11 protein-coding genes are annotated in these 15,675 nt (G+C 70.0%); 1 reads left to right on the top strand and 10 read right to left on the bottom strand.

What is annotated here, in order from left to right:
• Window positions 1-2 precede the first annotated feature (2 nt).
• The 4 genes from ACGFI6_RS13205 to ACGFI6_RS13190 are packed head-to-tail and all read right to left on the bottom strand — an operon-like array spanning window position 3 to window position 5,215.
• Window positions 3-755 (bottom strand): ABC transporter ATP-binding protein, encoded by a 753-nt coding sequence (locus ACGFI6_RS13205; protein ID WP_393117983.1) that lies wholly within the window; start codon window positions 753-755, stop codon window positions 3-5.
• Window positions 755-2,638 (bottom strand): dipeptide/oligopeptide/nickel ABC transporter permease/ATP-binding protein, encoded by a 1,884-nt coding sequence (locus tag ACGFI6_RS13200; RefSeq protein ID WP_393117981.1) that lies wholly within the window; start codon window positions 2,636-2,638, stop codon window positions 755-757. Before ACGFI6_RS13200 ends, ACGFI6_RS13205 begins: the two co-directional genes overlap by 1 nt.
• The gene (locus ACGFI6_RS13195; protein ID WP_393117979.1) at window positions 2,638-3,606 is read right to left on the bottom strand and encodes an ABC transporter permease; all 969 of its coding nucleotides are present in this window, start codon (window positions 3,604-3,606) and stop codon (window positions 2,638-2,640) included. Before ACGFI6_RS13195 ends, ACGFI6_RS13200 begins: the two co-directional genes overlap by 1 nt.
• Window positions 3,607-3,634: 28 nt before the next feature.
• Window positions 3,635-5,215: an ABC transporter substrate-binding protein gene (locus tag ACGFI6_RS13190; RefSeq protein ID WP_393117977.1), complete on the bottom strand. Its 1,581-nt coding sequence runs from the start codon at window positions 5,213-5,215 to the stop codon at window positions 3,635-3,637.
• Window positions 5,216-5,450: 235 nt separating this feature from the next.
• Here ACGFI6_RS13190 and ACGFI6_RS13185 point away from each other — a divergent pair, with 235 nt between their 5' ends.
• A complete protein-coding gene (locus ACGFI6_RS13185; protein ID WP_393118124.1) occupies window positions 5,451-7,091 on the top strand; it encodes a DUF885 domain-containing protein in 1,641 nt (546 codons plus the stop codon).
• Here ACGFI6_RS13185 and ACGFI6_RS13180 read toward each other — a convergent pair.
• The 6 genes from ACGFI6_RS13180 to menC form a co-directional block, all read right to left on the bottom strand.
• Window positions 7,067-8,302, bottom strand: a complete 1,236-nt coding sequence (locus tag ACGFI6_RS13180; RefSeq protein ID WP_393117975.1) for an amidase — start codon at window positions 8,300-8,302, stop codon at window positions 7,067-7,069. The genes ACGFI6_RS13185 and ACGFI6_RS13180 overlap by 25 nt on opposite strands.
• Window positions 8,302-9,501 carry a CaiB/BaiF CoA transferase family protein gene (locus ACGFI6_RS13175; protein ID WP_393117973.1) on the bottom strand — a complete coding sequence of 400 codons (1,200 nt, stop codon included), beginning with the start codon at window positions 9,499-9,501 and terminating at the stop codon, window positions 8,302-8,304. Before ACGFI6_RS13175 ends, ACGFI6_RS13180 begins: the two co-directional genes overlap by 1 nt.
• Entirely contained in the window at window positions 9,498-10,721 is a 1,224-nt protein-coding gene (locus tag ACGFI6_RS13170; RefSeq protein ID WP_393117971.1) for a methylaspartate ammonia-lyase, read from the bottom strand. The genes ACGFI6_RS13175 and ACGFI6_RS13170 overlap by 4 nt, the downstream gene beginning before the upstream one ends.
• Before the next feature lies 1 nt (window position 10,722).
• Window positions 10,723-12,651, bottom strand: a complete 1,929-nt coding sequence (locus ACGFI6_RS13165) for a S9 family peptidase (RefSeq protein ID WP_393117970.1) — start codon at window positions 12,649-12,651, stop codon at window positions 10,723-10,725.
• A gap of 156 nt (window positions 12,652-12,807) precedes the next feature.
• Window positions 12,808-14,454, bottom strand: coding sequence for a PucR family transcriptional regulator (locus ACGFI6_RS13160; protein ID WP_393117968.1), 1,647 nt, complete (start codon window positions 14,452-14,454; stop codon window positions 12,808-12,810).
• Between the two features lie 9 nt (window positions 14,455-14,463).
• Complete coding sequence (gene menC, locus ACGFI6_RS13155) at window positions 14,464-15,597, bottom strand: o-succinylbenzoate synthase (protein ID WP_393117966.1); 1,134 nt, start codon at window positions 15,595-15,597, stop codon at window positions 14,464-14,466.
• Window positions 15,598-15,675 lie beyond the last annotated feature (78 nt).

The raw sequence follows: 15,675 nt of genomic DNA, 5'->3' as shown, positions 1-15,675 counted from the left end.
ACTCAGCGACGAAGGGCAGGAACCGCCTGGAGGAGCTGCTGGGTGTACGGGTCGCTGGGGCTACCGACGACCTGGTCGGTCGGCCCGAACTCGACCATCCGGCCCTGCTTCATCACCGCAACCGAGCCCGCCAGGTAGCGAACGACGGCCAGGTTGTGCGAGATGAACAAGATCGCGACACCGGTTTCGGCCTGGATCTCCTTCAAGAGGTTCAGGACCGCTCCCTGGACCGAGACGTCCAGCGCCGACGTGATCTCGTCCGCAATCAGCAGCTCCGGCTCCGCGGCCAGCGCCCGCGCGATCGCGACCCGCTGCCGCTGACCACCGGACAGCTGCCGCGGCAGTACGTCGGCGACCTCCGGATCGAGCCGGACCAGCTCCAGGAGCCGCTCGACCTCCGCCCGCCGACCGCTCCGCCGGTGGTCCCCGAGCCCTTCGGCGATCGCCCCACCGACCCGCAGCCGCGGGTTCAACGACGCGTACGGATCCTGGAACACGTACTGGATCGCGGGCCGTGCGGTACCTCGCCGCGCGTTCCATCGTACGGCAACCGGCGCACCGTTCCACTCGATGGTGCCTGCGCTCACCGGCGCTAAACTGACGACGGCCTTGCCGAGCGTCGACTTGCCGGAGCCGGACTCCCCGACCAGCCCGACGATCGCGTGCGGCTCGACGCGGAGCGAGACGTCCTGGACGGCAGCGTTCCGATGGCCGCCGTGACCGTAGACGACGGTCAGATTGCGGATGTCGAGCATCAGGCACCCCTCCGGACCGGGATCGTGGCACCGACGGCGATCGGATGGAAGCAGGCCACTCGCCCGCCGTGACCGGCCGCCTCGAGCTCAGGCTCGTCCTCCCGGCATCCGCTGCCGGCCCGGTCACAGCGAGGTGCAAACGCACATCCCGCCGGCCGCGCCGCGGGGTGTGGCGGCCGTCCTGGAATGGTGGCCAACGGCACCGAACGGTCGGTCGTCATGTCCGGGATGCTCGTCACCAGTGCGCGGGTGTAGGGATGCGTCGCGCTGCTGAGCTGTTCGACGGGTAGTTCCTCGACGATCCGCCCGGCGTACATCACGAGCACGCGGTTCGCGATCTCGGAGACGACCGCGATGTCGTGGCTGATCAGCATCACCGCCGCTCCGGTCTCCTCGGCGACGCGACGCAGCAGCGCGAGCACCTCCTGCTGCACGGTGACGTCCAGCGCGGTGGTGGGCTCGTCGGCGATGATCAGCACCGGATCGGCCATCAGGCCCATCGCGATCGCCGCCCGCTGCCGCATCCCGCCGGAGAACTCCAACGGGTACTGCCCGGCACGCACCTCGGGCTGCGTGATGCGGACCGCGCGGAGCCGATCGACGGCCCGCTCGAGCGCGGCACGCCTGCTCATCCCCTGGTGCACCTCGGAGATCTCGGACAGCTGCCGGCCGACCTTCACGGTCGGGTTCAGCGCCGACATCGGGTCCTGGAACACCATCGCCACCGACGTCCCGAGGAGCCGCTCGCGAGCCGACCGATCGAGGGTGCCGAGCTCGACGCCGGCCAGCCGGTGCGTGTCGCAGGTGACCAGGTTCGGGTAGCCGACGAGGTGGCCGACCGCGGTGGCGGTGAGGCTCTTGCCCGATCCGGACTCGCCGACCACGCCGACGATCTCACCGGCCCGGAGCGTCAGATCGAGGTCGAGCACCGGGGAGAACGGGACCGGATCGCCGGGCACCGTGACGCGCAGACCACGCACGTTCAGCACCTGGGCCTCCGGTACGTCCACCTCGGTCGTCGAGGTCGCTTCGGTCGCGGTCGGCACCGTGTAGTGCGCGCGCCGGTCGCCGAGCAACTGGGTCAGCAGCTCACCGGCGAGCACAAAGGCAAGGCCGGCCAGGACGATCGCGAGCGTGGGAGCCAGCGCCGCGGCGGGGTTGGTATAGATGAAGGGCAGGCCGTCGGCCAGCATCCGTCCCCAGTCGTACGACGGGGGCTGCACTCCGAAGCCGAGGTACGACAGGGCGGAGATGCTGAGCAATGCGGCGCCGACCTGGCTGGTGGCGTTGACGATCAGAGGCTCGGCGATGTTCGGCAGGATGTGGCGGCGCAGGATCACCCGGCGCGGCGTGCCCAGCAGGCGGGCCGCCGACACGTAGTCCGCATTCGCGATCCCGCTGGCGGTCGTGTGGGTCAGTCGCGCGAAAGACGGTACGAACGCGACCGCCATCGACAGCACGGCACCACGGGCGCCGACGCCGAAGATCATCGCCAGGAAGAGTGCGAGCAGCAGTCCCGGGAACGCGACCATCAGGTTGAGGGCGGCAACGACCAGGCGACCGGCGCGGCGGCCGAGCACGACCGGCACGGATCCGACGATCGCGCCGCAGACCACGCCGATCGTGACCGTGATCAGCGCGAGCCAGAGCGACAGCCGGGTCGCGACGACCGTCCTGGCGAGGACGTCGCGTCCGAGTGCGTCGGTCCCGAACGGATGCGCGGCCGAGGCGCCGGCCTGCAGGGCGGCGACGTCGAAGGCCTCCGCGCGGTCGTGCAGGAAGAGCGGGCCGAGGATCGCGGTCAGTACGAGCACCGCGAGCAGCACGAAGGTGACGTAGGCCAGCGGGTTGCGGATCCGGGCCGGGATCCGGATGCGTGCCATCAGCTCTCCCGAATCGTCGAGCGCGGATCGACGACCGCGATGGCGATGTCGACCACGAGATTGATCAGCAGGACCCCGGCGCCGAAGAACAGCGCGACCGCCTGGACCACCGGAAAGTCCTTCACCAGCACGGAGTGCACCAACTCGGCGCCGATACCCGGCCACGCGAAGACCGTCTCGACGAGCACCGTCCCGGCGAGCAGCGACGCGAGGATCATTCCGCTGACCGTCAGCGTCGGGGTCAGGACGTTCGGCAGCGCGTGACGCAGGTAGAGCAGGCGCGGTGGGAGCCGCTTCGCCCGAGCGGTCATCATGTACTCCTCACGAAGCACCCGCTGGGTCTCCGCCCGGACGATCCGGGACAGGTAGGCGATCGGGCCGGCCACCAGTGCGATCACCGGCAGCACGTACGACGCCGGACCGGCCATCCCCGCGACCGGCAGCGCCTGCAGCGACACCGAGAACACGAACACCAGAGCGACGGCGAGCAGGTAGTCCGGGATCGACAGCGCGAGTCCCGTCGTACCGCCGAAGCCCAGGTGCAGCCGGCGGCCGCGGCCGTCCCGGGTCCGGATGCCGACGAGCATCCCGATCGGGATCGCCACCAGCACACAGACCACGAACGACACGACGCCGAGCCGGACCGTCGCCGGGACCAGCTGGGCCATCACGTCACGCACGGGGGTCTGGGTGTCGAGCGAGGTCCCCAGATCGAAGTGGATCAGGTGGCCGAGATAGTCGACGTACTGCTGCCAGAGCGGATCGTTCAGCCCGAGCTGCTCGCGGGTCGCGTTCACGACGGCCGGCGACGCCTGCAGGCCGAGCGCCGACCGCACCGGATCGCCCGGCAGTGCGTGCACCATGGCGAAGGAGGCGGTCACCACGATGATCATCGAGACCACGAACCGGGTCAGGCGGCGGGCCGCGAAGTCCAGCCAGGGGTGCGTACGTGCCACAGCCACTGCCACTGTCACTGCCTCCTTTCGTCCCACGCGGTCAGCCGAGGACGCGCAGGGACGTGGGTTCGAGCACGCGGGCCTCGACGTTGAACTCCGCTCCGTTGCCCCAGAAGGTGTACGGCTCCACCGACAGCGGCGTGATGTCGGAGTCCTTGATCAGCGCGCTCTCGGCGGCGTTCCAGTCCGGGCAGCCGTCCACGCCCGGTTTGGCCTGGGCCGCCTTGATCGCGGACTCGTACGCAGCGTTGTGCATCGTGGCGTAGTTGACGCCGGCTGCCGGAGCAGGCCCCGAGAAGAACGGGGTCAACGTCGCCGGGTTGCTCACACCGAGGCCGATCAGGGTTGCGGTCCACTTGCCCTTGCCGCCGAAGACGACGTCGGACTTCTGGTCGAAGGACTGGCCGTTCAGCTCGACCTGTACGCCGAGTTTGGTCCACGCACTGCGGATGTACTCCGCGGTCGCCGAGTTCTCGCTGTCCTCGTTGTCGTAGACGAACGACAGCTTGAGCGGCTTGCCGTCCTTGGCCCGGACGCCGCCGGCGCCGGCCGTCCAGCCGGCCGCGTCGAGCGCCTTGGCGGCGGCTTCCGCGTCGAAGGCCGGCTTGTTCGGCCCGAGGGTGTCGCCCGCACAGATCTTCGGGTCGGTGAGCAGTCCGTTGGCGGGACCACCGAGTCCACCGGTCGACACCTTGGCCGTCTCACCGAGATCGAGTGCCCCGATCAACGCCCGGCGGACCGCGACGTCAGCGGTCGGCTCACCCGGTGCCTGGTTGAAGGTCAGCTCGAGGCCGATGATCGAACCGCCGTCGGAGAACAGCTTGGCGTTCTTCAGGCGAGTGGTGTCGGGGCCGGCCAGGTACGCGGCGTTCACCTGCTTGCTGAGCAACAGGTTCGCGATCGTTGCCGTGCTCTTCACGACCTTGAAGACGACCTTCTTCGGTGTTCCCGGCGCGGCCGTCGATGCGCCCTTGGGCCCCCAGGTGTAGCCGTCACGCACAGAGAACTCGTAGGAACTGCCCGGCACCACCTTGTCGAGCACGAACGGGCCGGAGCCGGAACTCTTGTCCTTCAAGACGTTGCGCCCCTTCAGCCCGGCTCCGCAGACGAGCGGCAGTTCCGCGAGGTTCTGCAGGAAGAACGGCGCACCGCTGGTCAGCTTGACCTCCACGACGCCGCGCGCCTGGTCCGCGGTCGCGACCGCGCCGGCCGGGACCGCGACACCGTTCATGCCCGAGCCCTTGTCCGGATCCGCGACGTAGTTGATGTTGTTGGCAACGACCGCCGCGTCCATCGGGGACCCGTCGGCGCAGGTCACGCCCTTCGCGATCGTGAGGCTGTACGCCGACGTACCGTGGGCCGTCCACGCGCTGACGACGCTCGGGGCGATGTCACCGGAGTCGAGCAGCTTGACCGGGGTGTCGTAGGCGAACACGCTCATCAGCAGGTTCACGCCGTTCACCGACCGTTGCGGGTCGAGCGAGCCGGGATCGCTGTCGATCGCGATCGTCAGCGTGCCGTTGGCGGCGTACTTCTTGGTGGCTGCCTGGCCCTGGCCGCCGGAGCATCCGGCCAGGCTGATCGCGGCACCGAGCGCGAGGACGGGAAGCAGGCGTGGCATGCGGTGTCTGAGCATGGCGTGTTCCGCTTTCTGTGCGTCCATCCGGCGTCCGGCTGACGGCGATCTGGAACCACTTTCGGAGTCTCCCAACCCGGCTGGGCATCGTCTTGTTGCTGCCGACAAACGGCTCCGCGGCGGATGGTGCACGCCACCAACCGCGGCAACGCCGCACTCCCTATCGTCGGGACGGGGGGATCCGTGCCCGGGACCAGTCTCCGACGGAGGACAGGTGAAGATGGGATTCGACGCGCTGGCAGCCGACTACCAGGCGTTGCAGCACGAGCTCGCTCCGACGCGGGCACACCTGACCGGTGAGTACCGGTATGCCGAGCGATTCGAGGCGGGCAGCGCCGACGCCGACCTCGCGGCCGCACGCCGTCTGCGTGCGCTGTGCGATCGCGCCGAGGACGAGGCGGCCGCAGGGCCCGCGCGCAGGCTCGACCTGGCCTTGCTGCGCTGGGACTCCACGGCGCGCGCCCGGGTTCTCGAATCCGGCTTCGGCGACATCGACGTGAATCCGGTCTTCGGGCCGGCGGCCGCGCTCCCGACCACCGTTGCGCAACTGCCGATCCCAGGGCCGGAGGTTGCCGCCGCGTTCGTACCGAAATACGAGGCGATCGCTCGGTACTTCACCGACCGTGCTCGCCGGCACCTGGACGCGGCCGGCCGCGGACTCGCAGCGCCCGCGTCGGCGATCCATGCCACCGCGAGGACCGTGGAGGACTGGCTCGCGCTGCCCCTCGACGACGATCCGCTGCTCAACCTGGGATCGACACCGCCCGACGTACACCGCGGCAACCTCCTGGACGAGCTGCGCACGGTCATCCGCGACAGCGTCCGGTCGGCCCTCTCGACGTACGCAGGGTCGTTGCGGGAGACCGTCGGGAAAGTTGCCCGGGGCGACGAGGAGTGTGGACTCGGTGGCCTGCCCAACGGCCTCGAGCTGTACCAGACCCTTGCCGACGAGGCGACCGCGACCGAGCTGCCGGTCGGGCGGATCCATGACCTCGGCCTCGAACAGGTCGCGAAGCTGCGCGCGGAGTACGCCGAACTCGGCGCCGAGGTCTTCGGCACGCGGAACGTCGCCGAGGTGCTGGCGATCCTGCGCGACGACCCGAAGCTGCACTTCACCTCGGCCACCGAGATCGTCACCGCCGCCGAAGCAGCGCTGGAGCGGTCGCTCGAGCGGGTCGGCGACTGGTTCGGAGTCCTGCCGTCGGCCGGCTGCGTCGTCGCCCCCGCCCACTCAGGATCGCTCGCGTACTACTTCCGCCCTGCCAAGGACGGCAGCCGCGGCGGTACGTTCTTCGTCAACGTCTCCGACCCGGCCGCCTGGGCACGCTACGAGATCGAGGCGCTCGCCTTCCACGAAGCCGTACCGGGCCACCACCTGCAGATCGCCCGTGCGGCCGAGCTCACCGACGTCCAGGAGTTCCGCCGTACGTCGTACGTCCCCGCGTACTGCGAAGGCTGGGGCCTGTACGCCGAGCGGCTCGCCGACGAGATGGGGCTGTACTCGACGCCGCTGGACCGCTTCGGGATGTTGTCGTTCGACTCGTTGCGCGCTTGCCGCCTGGTCGTCGACACGGGCCTCCACGCACTCGGTTGGAGCAAGCAGCGCGCGATCGACTACATGCTCGCGAACTCACCCATGAGCGCGGGCCACGTGACCGCCGAAGTCACCCGCTATGTGTCGACACCGGGGCAGGCGCTCGCCTACATGACCGGACGGCTCGAGCTGATGCGATTGCGGGACGAGACGAAGCAACGGCTGGGCGACCGCTTCCGGCTCAGCGCCTTCCACGACGTCGTATTGGAGGCGGGGCAGGTTCCGTTGGGGCCGCTGGCCGACTACGTCGCGGCGCGGCTCACCTGACCTAGGACGTCCGGGCTGCGCAGGTGCCAGTCGCTCTCGCGCTGGATGCGCTCCCCGATCGCCAGTACCCGCCCGTCCGCGCCACGACCACCGACAAGTTGTACGCCGACGGGAAGACCGCTCGGCGCGGGCGCAGTCGGGAGGGCGAGTACTGGCGTACCGGTCAGTGACCAACTGCCGGTGAGACGGTTGATGCGCCGACTCAGCTGAGTCAGGTCGTCAGCGGCCGCTACCGGCGCAACGAACGGAGTGGCCGGTACGGCGATCACATCGACATCTTGGAGTGCGTTGTCCACAGCGGTCCGCCAGCGGGCCGCGACTGCAGCGGCCTTCTCGATCTCGTCCGTGGTGACCGCCCGGCCGGCCTCGATCCGTCCTCGGATGCCGTCGGAGACCCGCGGATCATCCCAGTACGGCTGCAGACCGCGGACCGCTTCGGAGTTCTGCAGCGCGGCCATTGCGGCATGCACTGCGTCGACATCCCCAAGATCGGTCAACACCACGATCCGCGCGCCACACCTGGTCAGCAACTCCAGGAACGCGTCGAAGCCGTGGGCAACAGCAGGCTCGAGATCGTCCAGGAAGTACGTGGACGGTACACCGACCGCCAGGCCTGCGAGGTCGCCCGCAGCCGGCCGAAGGGGACCGCCGACCAGCACCTCGAGTACCGTGCCGAGATCCTCGACCGACTGCGCGATCGGGCCGACCACGTCCATGCTCGGGCTGAGCGGTGTGACGCCGAGCGTCGGCACCAGTCCATGACTCGGGCGCAGTGCACTCACCCCGCAGAACGCCGCCGGGTTGCGCAACGATCCGCCGGTGTCGGTCCCGAGCGCGGCCCGGACCAGACCGGCCGCCACCGCGACCGCTGATCCACCACTTGAACCACCCGGGATTCGTTGGAGATCCCATGGATTGCGGCACGCGCCCCAGACCGGATTCTGGGTGGTGGCACCGAAACTGAGCTCCTCCAGGTTGGCCGTACCAACGATCGTGGCACCGGCGGCACGCAACCGCCGGACGACTTCGGCATCACGAACCGCCGGCCGCGGCAGCGGCGGACCCAGACCGTCGGTCTTCGCAACGCCTTGGATGTCGGTGTTGTCCTTGATCGCAAACGTCCAGCCGGACAGGCGTCCAGACGTCACCGAAGGAGCCGGGAGCAACTCGATCAGCGCATGCAGGATCGGGTTCAGCACCTCGACGCTCATCAGGCCTGCCCGAACGCACCGTCGGCCGCGAGCGCAGCCAGCTCCTCGTCGGTGTAACCGAGCAGCCCGCGAAGGATCTCGTCATGATGCTCGCCGAGCTCCGGTGCCCGGACGGTCTCCGGCGCCGGCCACCACCCGCGTCCCGCCGTACGCACATGCCGGACCTCGCCCCAGACCGGGTGCGGATGCGAGACGACCAGCTCGCGCGCGTCGACCTGCTCCTCCTCGAAGGCGCCCGGTAGGTCGTTGATCGGTCCGCACGGTACGCCGGCCGCACTGAGCCGCTCGGTCCATCGCGCGCTGGTGTCGTGCCGCAACGCGTCGTCCAGGCAGGCGTCCAGCGCGGCCTGGTTGTCACGACGCGCTTCGAGAGTGGCGAACCGGGGGTCCGTGGCCAGCTCCGGGATCCCGAGGACCTCGACGAGCTTGACGAAGAACTTCGGTTTGACGCACGCCAGCATCAGCCAGCCGTCCGCCGTCGGGTACGCACCGAACGGCGTCACGGAGGGATGCGAGGACCGGCGGAGGCGCTTCGTCTCGTGGCCCGCGGTCAGATACCAGGTGCCTGGGTACGACAGCATCGACATCGCGGTGTCGAACAGGCTGACGTCGCAGTCCCCGCCGACGCCGTCCCGCCGTGCCACGTGGACGCCGGCCAGCAGCGACATCGCCGCGACCACGCCACCGCAGTAGTCGACCAGCGAGAGCCCGCTCTTGGTAGGCGGACCGTCCGGGTCACCGGTCAGCGCCATCCAGCCGGCGAGTCCCTGGACCACGTAGTCGTACGCGGGTTCGCCACGCCGCGGGCCGGTCATGCCGTACCCGGACAGCGAGCAGACGACCAGCCGTGGGTTCACGGTCTTCAGGTCCTCGTACCGCAACCCGAGCTTCTCCGGGACGTCGCCGCGCAGGTTGTACACCAGCGCATCCGCGTCCTCGAGCAGCCGGTGCAGTACGACGGCTCCCGCCGCGGTCGACAGGTCCAGCGAGATGCTCTTCTTGTTGCGGTTGAAGGACTGGAAGAACAGGCTGTCGTCCTCGGCCGCGAACGGCGGCACCTGACGGCCGATGTCGCCTGCGGTCCGGGCGTCCTCGACCTTGATCACCTCCGCCCCGAGCTCGGCAAGATGCAGGGTGCCGAACGGGCCGGCTCCGTACTGCTCGATGGACACGACTCTGAGGTCGCTGAGGCCGATCATCGTGGGCTCCGGTTTCCGATCGTGGCCAGGACGGCAGTCATCTCGTTGCGGGTCACCATCACCGCCTCGTCGACGCCCATCCCGGGGCGGGCAAGCAGGACGTCGGCGGCGGTCCCCATCGCCACCTGGGTGGCGACCCGGGCGGACAGGTCGGTCTCGGTGCACGATCCGCCGCAGTACGCCGCGACCCCGGCGGCGCGGCAGGCGAGGATCGACTCGACGATCGCGTCGATCCCGCCGACGTCGGGCAGTTTGATCTGTACGACGTCGGCGGCGCCCGCGGCGATGAAGGCGTGCACGTCGTCGAGCGTGTTGCACCATTCGTCGGCGACCAGCTGGACGCGGGAGCCGGCGCGGGCCAGCAGTTCACGGAGCTCGGCCATCGCGTCGATCTGCGCGGCGCGAGACCCGGCGCTGACCGGTTGCTCGATCCGGAGCCGGTACGGCGCGGCGACGGCCTCGAGCTCGCACAGGTAGTCCGCACAACGGGCGAGGGTGCCGAAGACCTGGTTCAGCGTGCCGTACAGGTCGAAGTGCAGCACCGGCGCGTAGTCGCTGCCCGTGTTCTGCCGGATCCGGTTGCGTACCCAGGTGACGTACTCCAGAAGTACTGCGCCGTCGGCGCCGACCAGGTCCGGAGCGTTGATCAGGCCGTGCGGCAGGCTGTCCACCCGGCGCAGGACCATCCGGTCGACCGCGCCGCGGCGGTCCTCCCCGGACTGCGCCAGGATCGGCACCGGCGCGATCTCTACGCCGGTCGACCACTCGGCGGCGATCACCTCGGCCATCGTGATCCGGCGCGCGTACGCCGCCGCGGCGAGCAGTGCCTGCGTGACGCCGTACTCGACCGATTTCGGGAGGCCGAGGCCGCCGAGCCGCGCACAGCCCGCCCGGAAGTCCTCGGCGCGATGACCTTCGAGCACACGGCGGAGTTCGCCCTGCCAGCGGTCCAGCGCGTCCGCAGCGCGGAGCAGCGGTTCGCGGCCGGACCCGCCTGCGTACTGGACGGAGACACCCGCGCCGAGGACAGTGTGGCCGTCTTCGAGGCCGAGAAGGATCAGGAGCGATTCGCTCGGCTGACGGATCTCCCCGTACCCGCGAGTGATCGCTGTGCCGCGGTAGAAGTAACCGTCGCGCGATGCACCGGCCAGGATCGCGGCCTGGTCGTCGTTGGTGAAGGTGCCGGCCGCAGGGGCGCCGGACACGGACTGGATCCTCATGTCAGCCCACGTACCTGGTCAGCCAGTCGACGACCCGGCGGTTGTAGTCCGCGCGGAACCGCGGCGGGCTGTTGAACAGCAACCCGTGCGCGGCACCCGGGTAGAGCACGATCTGCGTCGGTACGTTGCGCTCGCGAAGGGCCGTGTGCCACTGCCTGGCCTGATCCACCGGACACCGCACGTCGTCGGCGCCGTGCAGCAGGAGCGTCGGCGTCGTCACATCCTCGATCCGCGAGATCGGCGACATCTCCGCGTAGTTCCCAGGGTCCTTCCAGTGCGCGCCACCCCACTCGGTCGTCGACAGGCCACGCCGGTTGTCCGTCGTACCGGAGGCACTCCGCAAGTCGCTGATCACGCCGCCGCCGACGGCTGCGGCGAAGCGGTTCGTGCGGCTGGTCAGATACAGCGTCATGTAGCCGCCGTAGCTGTAGCCGGTCACCGCGACCCGGTTCGTGTCGACCAACTGCTCCGCGACCAGTTGCTCGATCGGTTCGAGGAAGTCCTGCGCGTCAGCTGTACCCCACGCGCCGAACAGTGTCCTCGAGAACTCCTCGCCGTACCCGTCGCTGCCCCGTGAGTTCAGGAGCAGTACGGTCCAGCCCCGCGCGACCAGCTCGTGGTGATACAGGTGCACATCCTCCGCAGCGCCGTTCCACGCGTTGTGTGGTCCGCCGTGGATGTCGAGCAGCAGCGGCGTCGGCCCCTGTACGTCGGGATCACGCAGGACCCAGCCCTCGACAGCGGTGCCGTCCGAGATCGTGAACGTCCGCGCCGTACGGGCGGCAGGCTGCACTGGTGCCGTCGAGGCGGCCCAGTCGGTCAGACGAGTGACTTCCCCGGTCACCAGGTCGACGGCAGCCACTTCACCGCAGGTGCCGGGATCGTTGATCACGAACGTTGCCAGCTGACCGGCGACGGTCACGGCGGCCACGTTGATCCCGGTCTCGCTCAGGACCGCAGTGATTGTGTCGTCGGCCTCGGACAGCTTGTACAGCTGGACGTAGCCGCCCACCCGCAGACAGAACAGCACGTCCCCACCGGTCACGCACGGGATCGTCCCCGGGTAGCCCGGAGCACCGTACATGACGTTGCGATCGAGGGCGTCGGTGAGATTGACGCTGGGGCCGCCGGACGGATCGAGCCGCAGCAGACCGGTGAACCGGATCAGTCCGGCTTCGTTGCCGCAGGCATAGATGTGGTCTCCGGACGAGGACCAGCACAGCGGCCCGGTCGTCCCGTGCTCGAACCCCACGCGCCGCGGATCCGCCGGATCGTCCGGGTCGATCACGTAGGCCGCCGACTCCCGGTGCAGGTCCGCATCGTCCGCGACGCCGGCCGAGTAGGCGATGCGGCGCCCGTCGGGCGACCACGCCGGTCCGATGACGTTCCAGTCACCGCTGGTGAGCTGCCGGCAATCGCCCGACGCGACATCGAGGACATGCAGGTGGCGACGGTGGCTGACCAGGGTGCCGTCGCCATCGGCGTAGTAGTCGAGCCGCTCGCTCACGACGGGAGCGCCCCACGCCCAGTGCACACCGTCGGTGGCCTCGGGACGCGCGACGAACAGCAGCCGATCGCCGGCCGGGCTGAACGACGGAGCGCCGGCACCGAACTCGCGCTCGGTGAGCTGTCGCTCTGTGCCGCTCCCGACGTCGACGGTCCAGATCTGCGCGTGGCCGCCAGCACTGCGGAGGAAGGCCACAGTGGTCCCGTCAGGTGACCACTGGGGCGCCCAGTCGGCGTCGCCGCTGGTCAGTCGGCGATGACCGGCCCCGTCGGTGTTCACGATCCAGAGTTGCCGGACGGTGCGGTCCGCCGCGAGATCGTTGCCACGGACAACGTAGGCCACCCGCGTCCCGTCCGGGCCGATCACCGGCTGTTCGGGGACGCGGACCGCGGCCAGATCGTCGATGCTGAGGTAGCGGGTCACCGGGCAGTTCCTCCGATCTGCGGATCCTCGATGTGGTCCGTAGCTCAGATCGTGGCACCGGCCGGCCCCGGGACGCTGGTGCGAAAGCAAGATTCGCCGCCGCGCCCGCTGGCGTCCCGGACAAGTGCCCTCCTCCGACGCAGCGCACCAGGCGGGTCAGAGCAGCAGCCGGAACTGCAGCATCAGCGACAGCCGTACGTCGTTGTCGTCCAGGTCCAGCCCGGACACCTCGGACACCCGCTTCAGGCGGTACCGGAACGTGTTCGGGTGCACGTGGACCGAGCCGGCGGCGTTGATGTTGTCGCCGAAGTGGTCCAGCCAGGCCTTCAGGGTCGGGACCAGGTCACCGTGGTGCCGTTCGTCGTGGTCGATCAGCCGGGCCAGCGGCGCCGTCGGCTTCATCTGCCGGGCCGCGACGATGTCGGCGATCTCGGTCAGCAGGACCTCGAACGCATGCTCGACGGTCGAATACACGCGCTGCTCGCTGCGCGGACTCCGGGCGACGCGCAGCGCCCGATCGGCCTCGTCGCGGGTCTTGGCCAGGTCGACGGCCCGCTCGACCACCCCGCCGACGCCGATCACCGCCGTACTGCGCCGGCCGATCCTGGTCAGGAAGTCGGTGGCCAGGCGCCAGACCCGCTCGGCTGCCGCGTCGTCGGCCTCGGCGACCGGGACGATGCCGTAGACGACGTCACCGAGCAGGGCGGCCGAGGCTCCCGGCTGCGAGGAGCTGAGGTGTACGTCGAGGGCGTCGCCCAGCCGCAGCAGCTCGGCCGTCATCGCCGCGTGGGTCTGAGGCTCGGTCGCGATCGACTCCGGCAGCCCCAGGGCCATCACGACGGCCGGGCGGCGAGGCAGGCCGAGACGCGCGGCGGCCTCGTCCGCGGCCGGACCGCCGGCGAGGAGCTGGCCGGTCAGGTCGGCGCGGAGGCGGCGCTCGACGTTCGCGTTCGCGCGGTGACTGAGCATGTGCACGGCGACTGCCTGCTGGAGTTCGCGGAAGCTCTGCATCCGTTCGTCGGAGAGCGGCTCGGGCACGGCGGCCCAGACGGAGCCGAGGATCTCGTCGCCGGCCCGGATGCCGAGCACGACACGGGGCATCGTGAATCCTCCGTACCCGCTGACCGGGGGCTCGACGAAAAGCGGCTCGTCGGTCCGGTAGAGGTCGCGGAAGATCCCGCGCTCGAGCAGGTCCTGGGTGGCCCACGGGGTCACCTGCCGGTTCAGGATGGCGCCGATCCGGGAGGGATCCGCTTCCTCCTGACGGATCGAGAACGCGAGCACCCTGGACTCCCGGTCCTCGACCGTGACCGGTGCGTCGAGGATCTCGGCGAGCGCGTTCGCCAGCGCGAACAGATCGCCGGACGGTACGCCGCCGAGCAGAGACGCGGACTGTCCCTGACCGGAGCGGCCGCTGAGTAACGGCGTCAGCGTCGCGGCCAGCTGCATCCAGGACAGCTCGGCCGGACACAGCAGCACCCGGACGCCCAGGTCCCGCGCGGCTGTGGCGAGGTCACCGGTCCAGGCTCGCGCCCGGATCACGACCGACCCGCCGTCGACCCGCCGCGCGACCGTCTCGAGGAACTCGTGGACCCGCTCGGCGCCGACCCCGACACCCAGCACGAGTGCGCGGTGCGGCCAGGCCGCCAGGTCCTCGCTGTCGAACAGCGCCAGCCCGTCCACTTCGACGGCCAGGTCCTGACCGTCGAACGCCGGGCACAGCACAGACTCGCCGATGTCCTCGGCGACCCTTGCCAGGGTCACGGCCACCGACGCTCCGCCCGTCTCGCTCGACGTTGCCACAGCTCGATGCTAGGAGGCGAGACGGCGATTGGCGGGGATCCACTCGGAGCTGACCGTGACCGCGTCGAGCCGACCGGCGTCAGGCACCACCCCGAGACCGGGGCCGGTCGGGACCGCGACGTGGCCGTCCTCGATCACCACCGGCTCGGTCAGGTCCTCGGTGTAGAAGCGACTGGACGCGGAGACGTCGCCCGGCAGCGTCATCCCGGGCAGCGCGGCGAGCGCGGCGTTCGCCGAACGTCCGAGGCCCGTCTCCACCATCCCACCGCACCAGACCGGTACGCCATGCGCAACGCAGACGTCGTGCACCCGGCGTGCCTCCAGGTACCCACCGACACGGCCGGCCTTGATGTTGACGATGCTGCACGCACCGAGGCTGATCGCGTCGGCCGCGGCCCGCGCGGAGGTGATCGACTCGTCGAGGCAGACCGGTGTCTCGAGCCGCCGCGCCAGCTCCGCGTGCGCAAGCACGTCCTCGTCACCGAGTGGCTGCTCGATCAGCAGCAGGTCGAACGCATCGAGCTTGCGCAGATGGTTCGCGTCGCCGAGCGTGTACGCCGCGTTGGCGTCGACCTGCAACTGGATCGCGCCGAACGCGTCCCGGATCCGCCGCACCGGCTCGAGGTCCCATCCGGGCTCGATCTTGAGCTTGATCCGCTGGTAGCCCTCGTCCAGGTACCCGCCGACCGTCTCGACGAGCTCGTCGACGGTGTTCATGATGCCGACCGAGACGCCCGCGGGGACCCGGGCGTGCACCGCGCCCAGCGCCTCGCCGAACGACTGGCCGGTCGCGCGCAGCCGGGCGTCCAGGATCGCCATCTCCAGCGCACCCTTGCTCATCCGGTAGCCCTTCCACAGGTCCAGCGCCGGGGCGACCAGCGCCGGGTCCACGATGCTCTGGTCGAGGATCGCGGGGATGAAGTAGTCGCGCAGCGTCAGCAGCGCGGCACCGACGTACTCCGGGGCGTACAGCGGATCGGAGCCCGCGACGCACTCGCCCCAGCCCTCGGCCTCGTCGCTCACGGCCCGGAGCAGGATCACGTCCTTGGTGGTCTGCGTCCCGAACGACGTCCGGAACGGGGACACCAGGGGCATCCGGACCTGCCGTACCTCGATGCCCCGCAGTCGGTTGCCTTCGGCCACTGTCCTGCTCCGATCACTAATGACTCAGTACGGCCGATTCAACCGCTGCGCCTGGGCGGCCCGCTGGTGCCGCCGCAC

It is taken from the genome of Kribbella sp. NPDC048928 (assembly GCF_043197975.1).
Classification (GTDB): Bacteria; Actinomycetota; Actinomycetes; order Propionibacteriales; family Kribbellaceae; genus Kribbella.
Note: the sequence above shows the minus strand (reverse complement) of the source record. Positions and strands in the feature narration are given on the sequence as shown.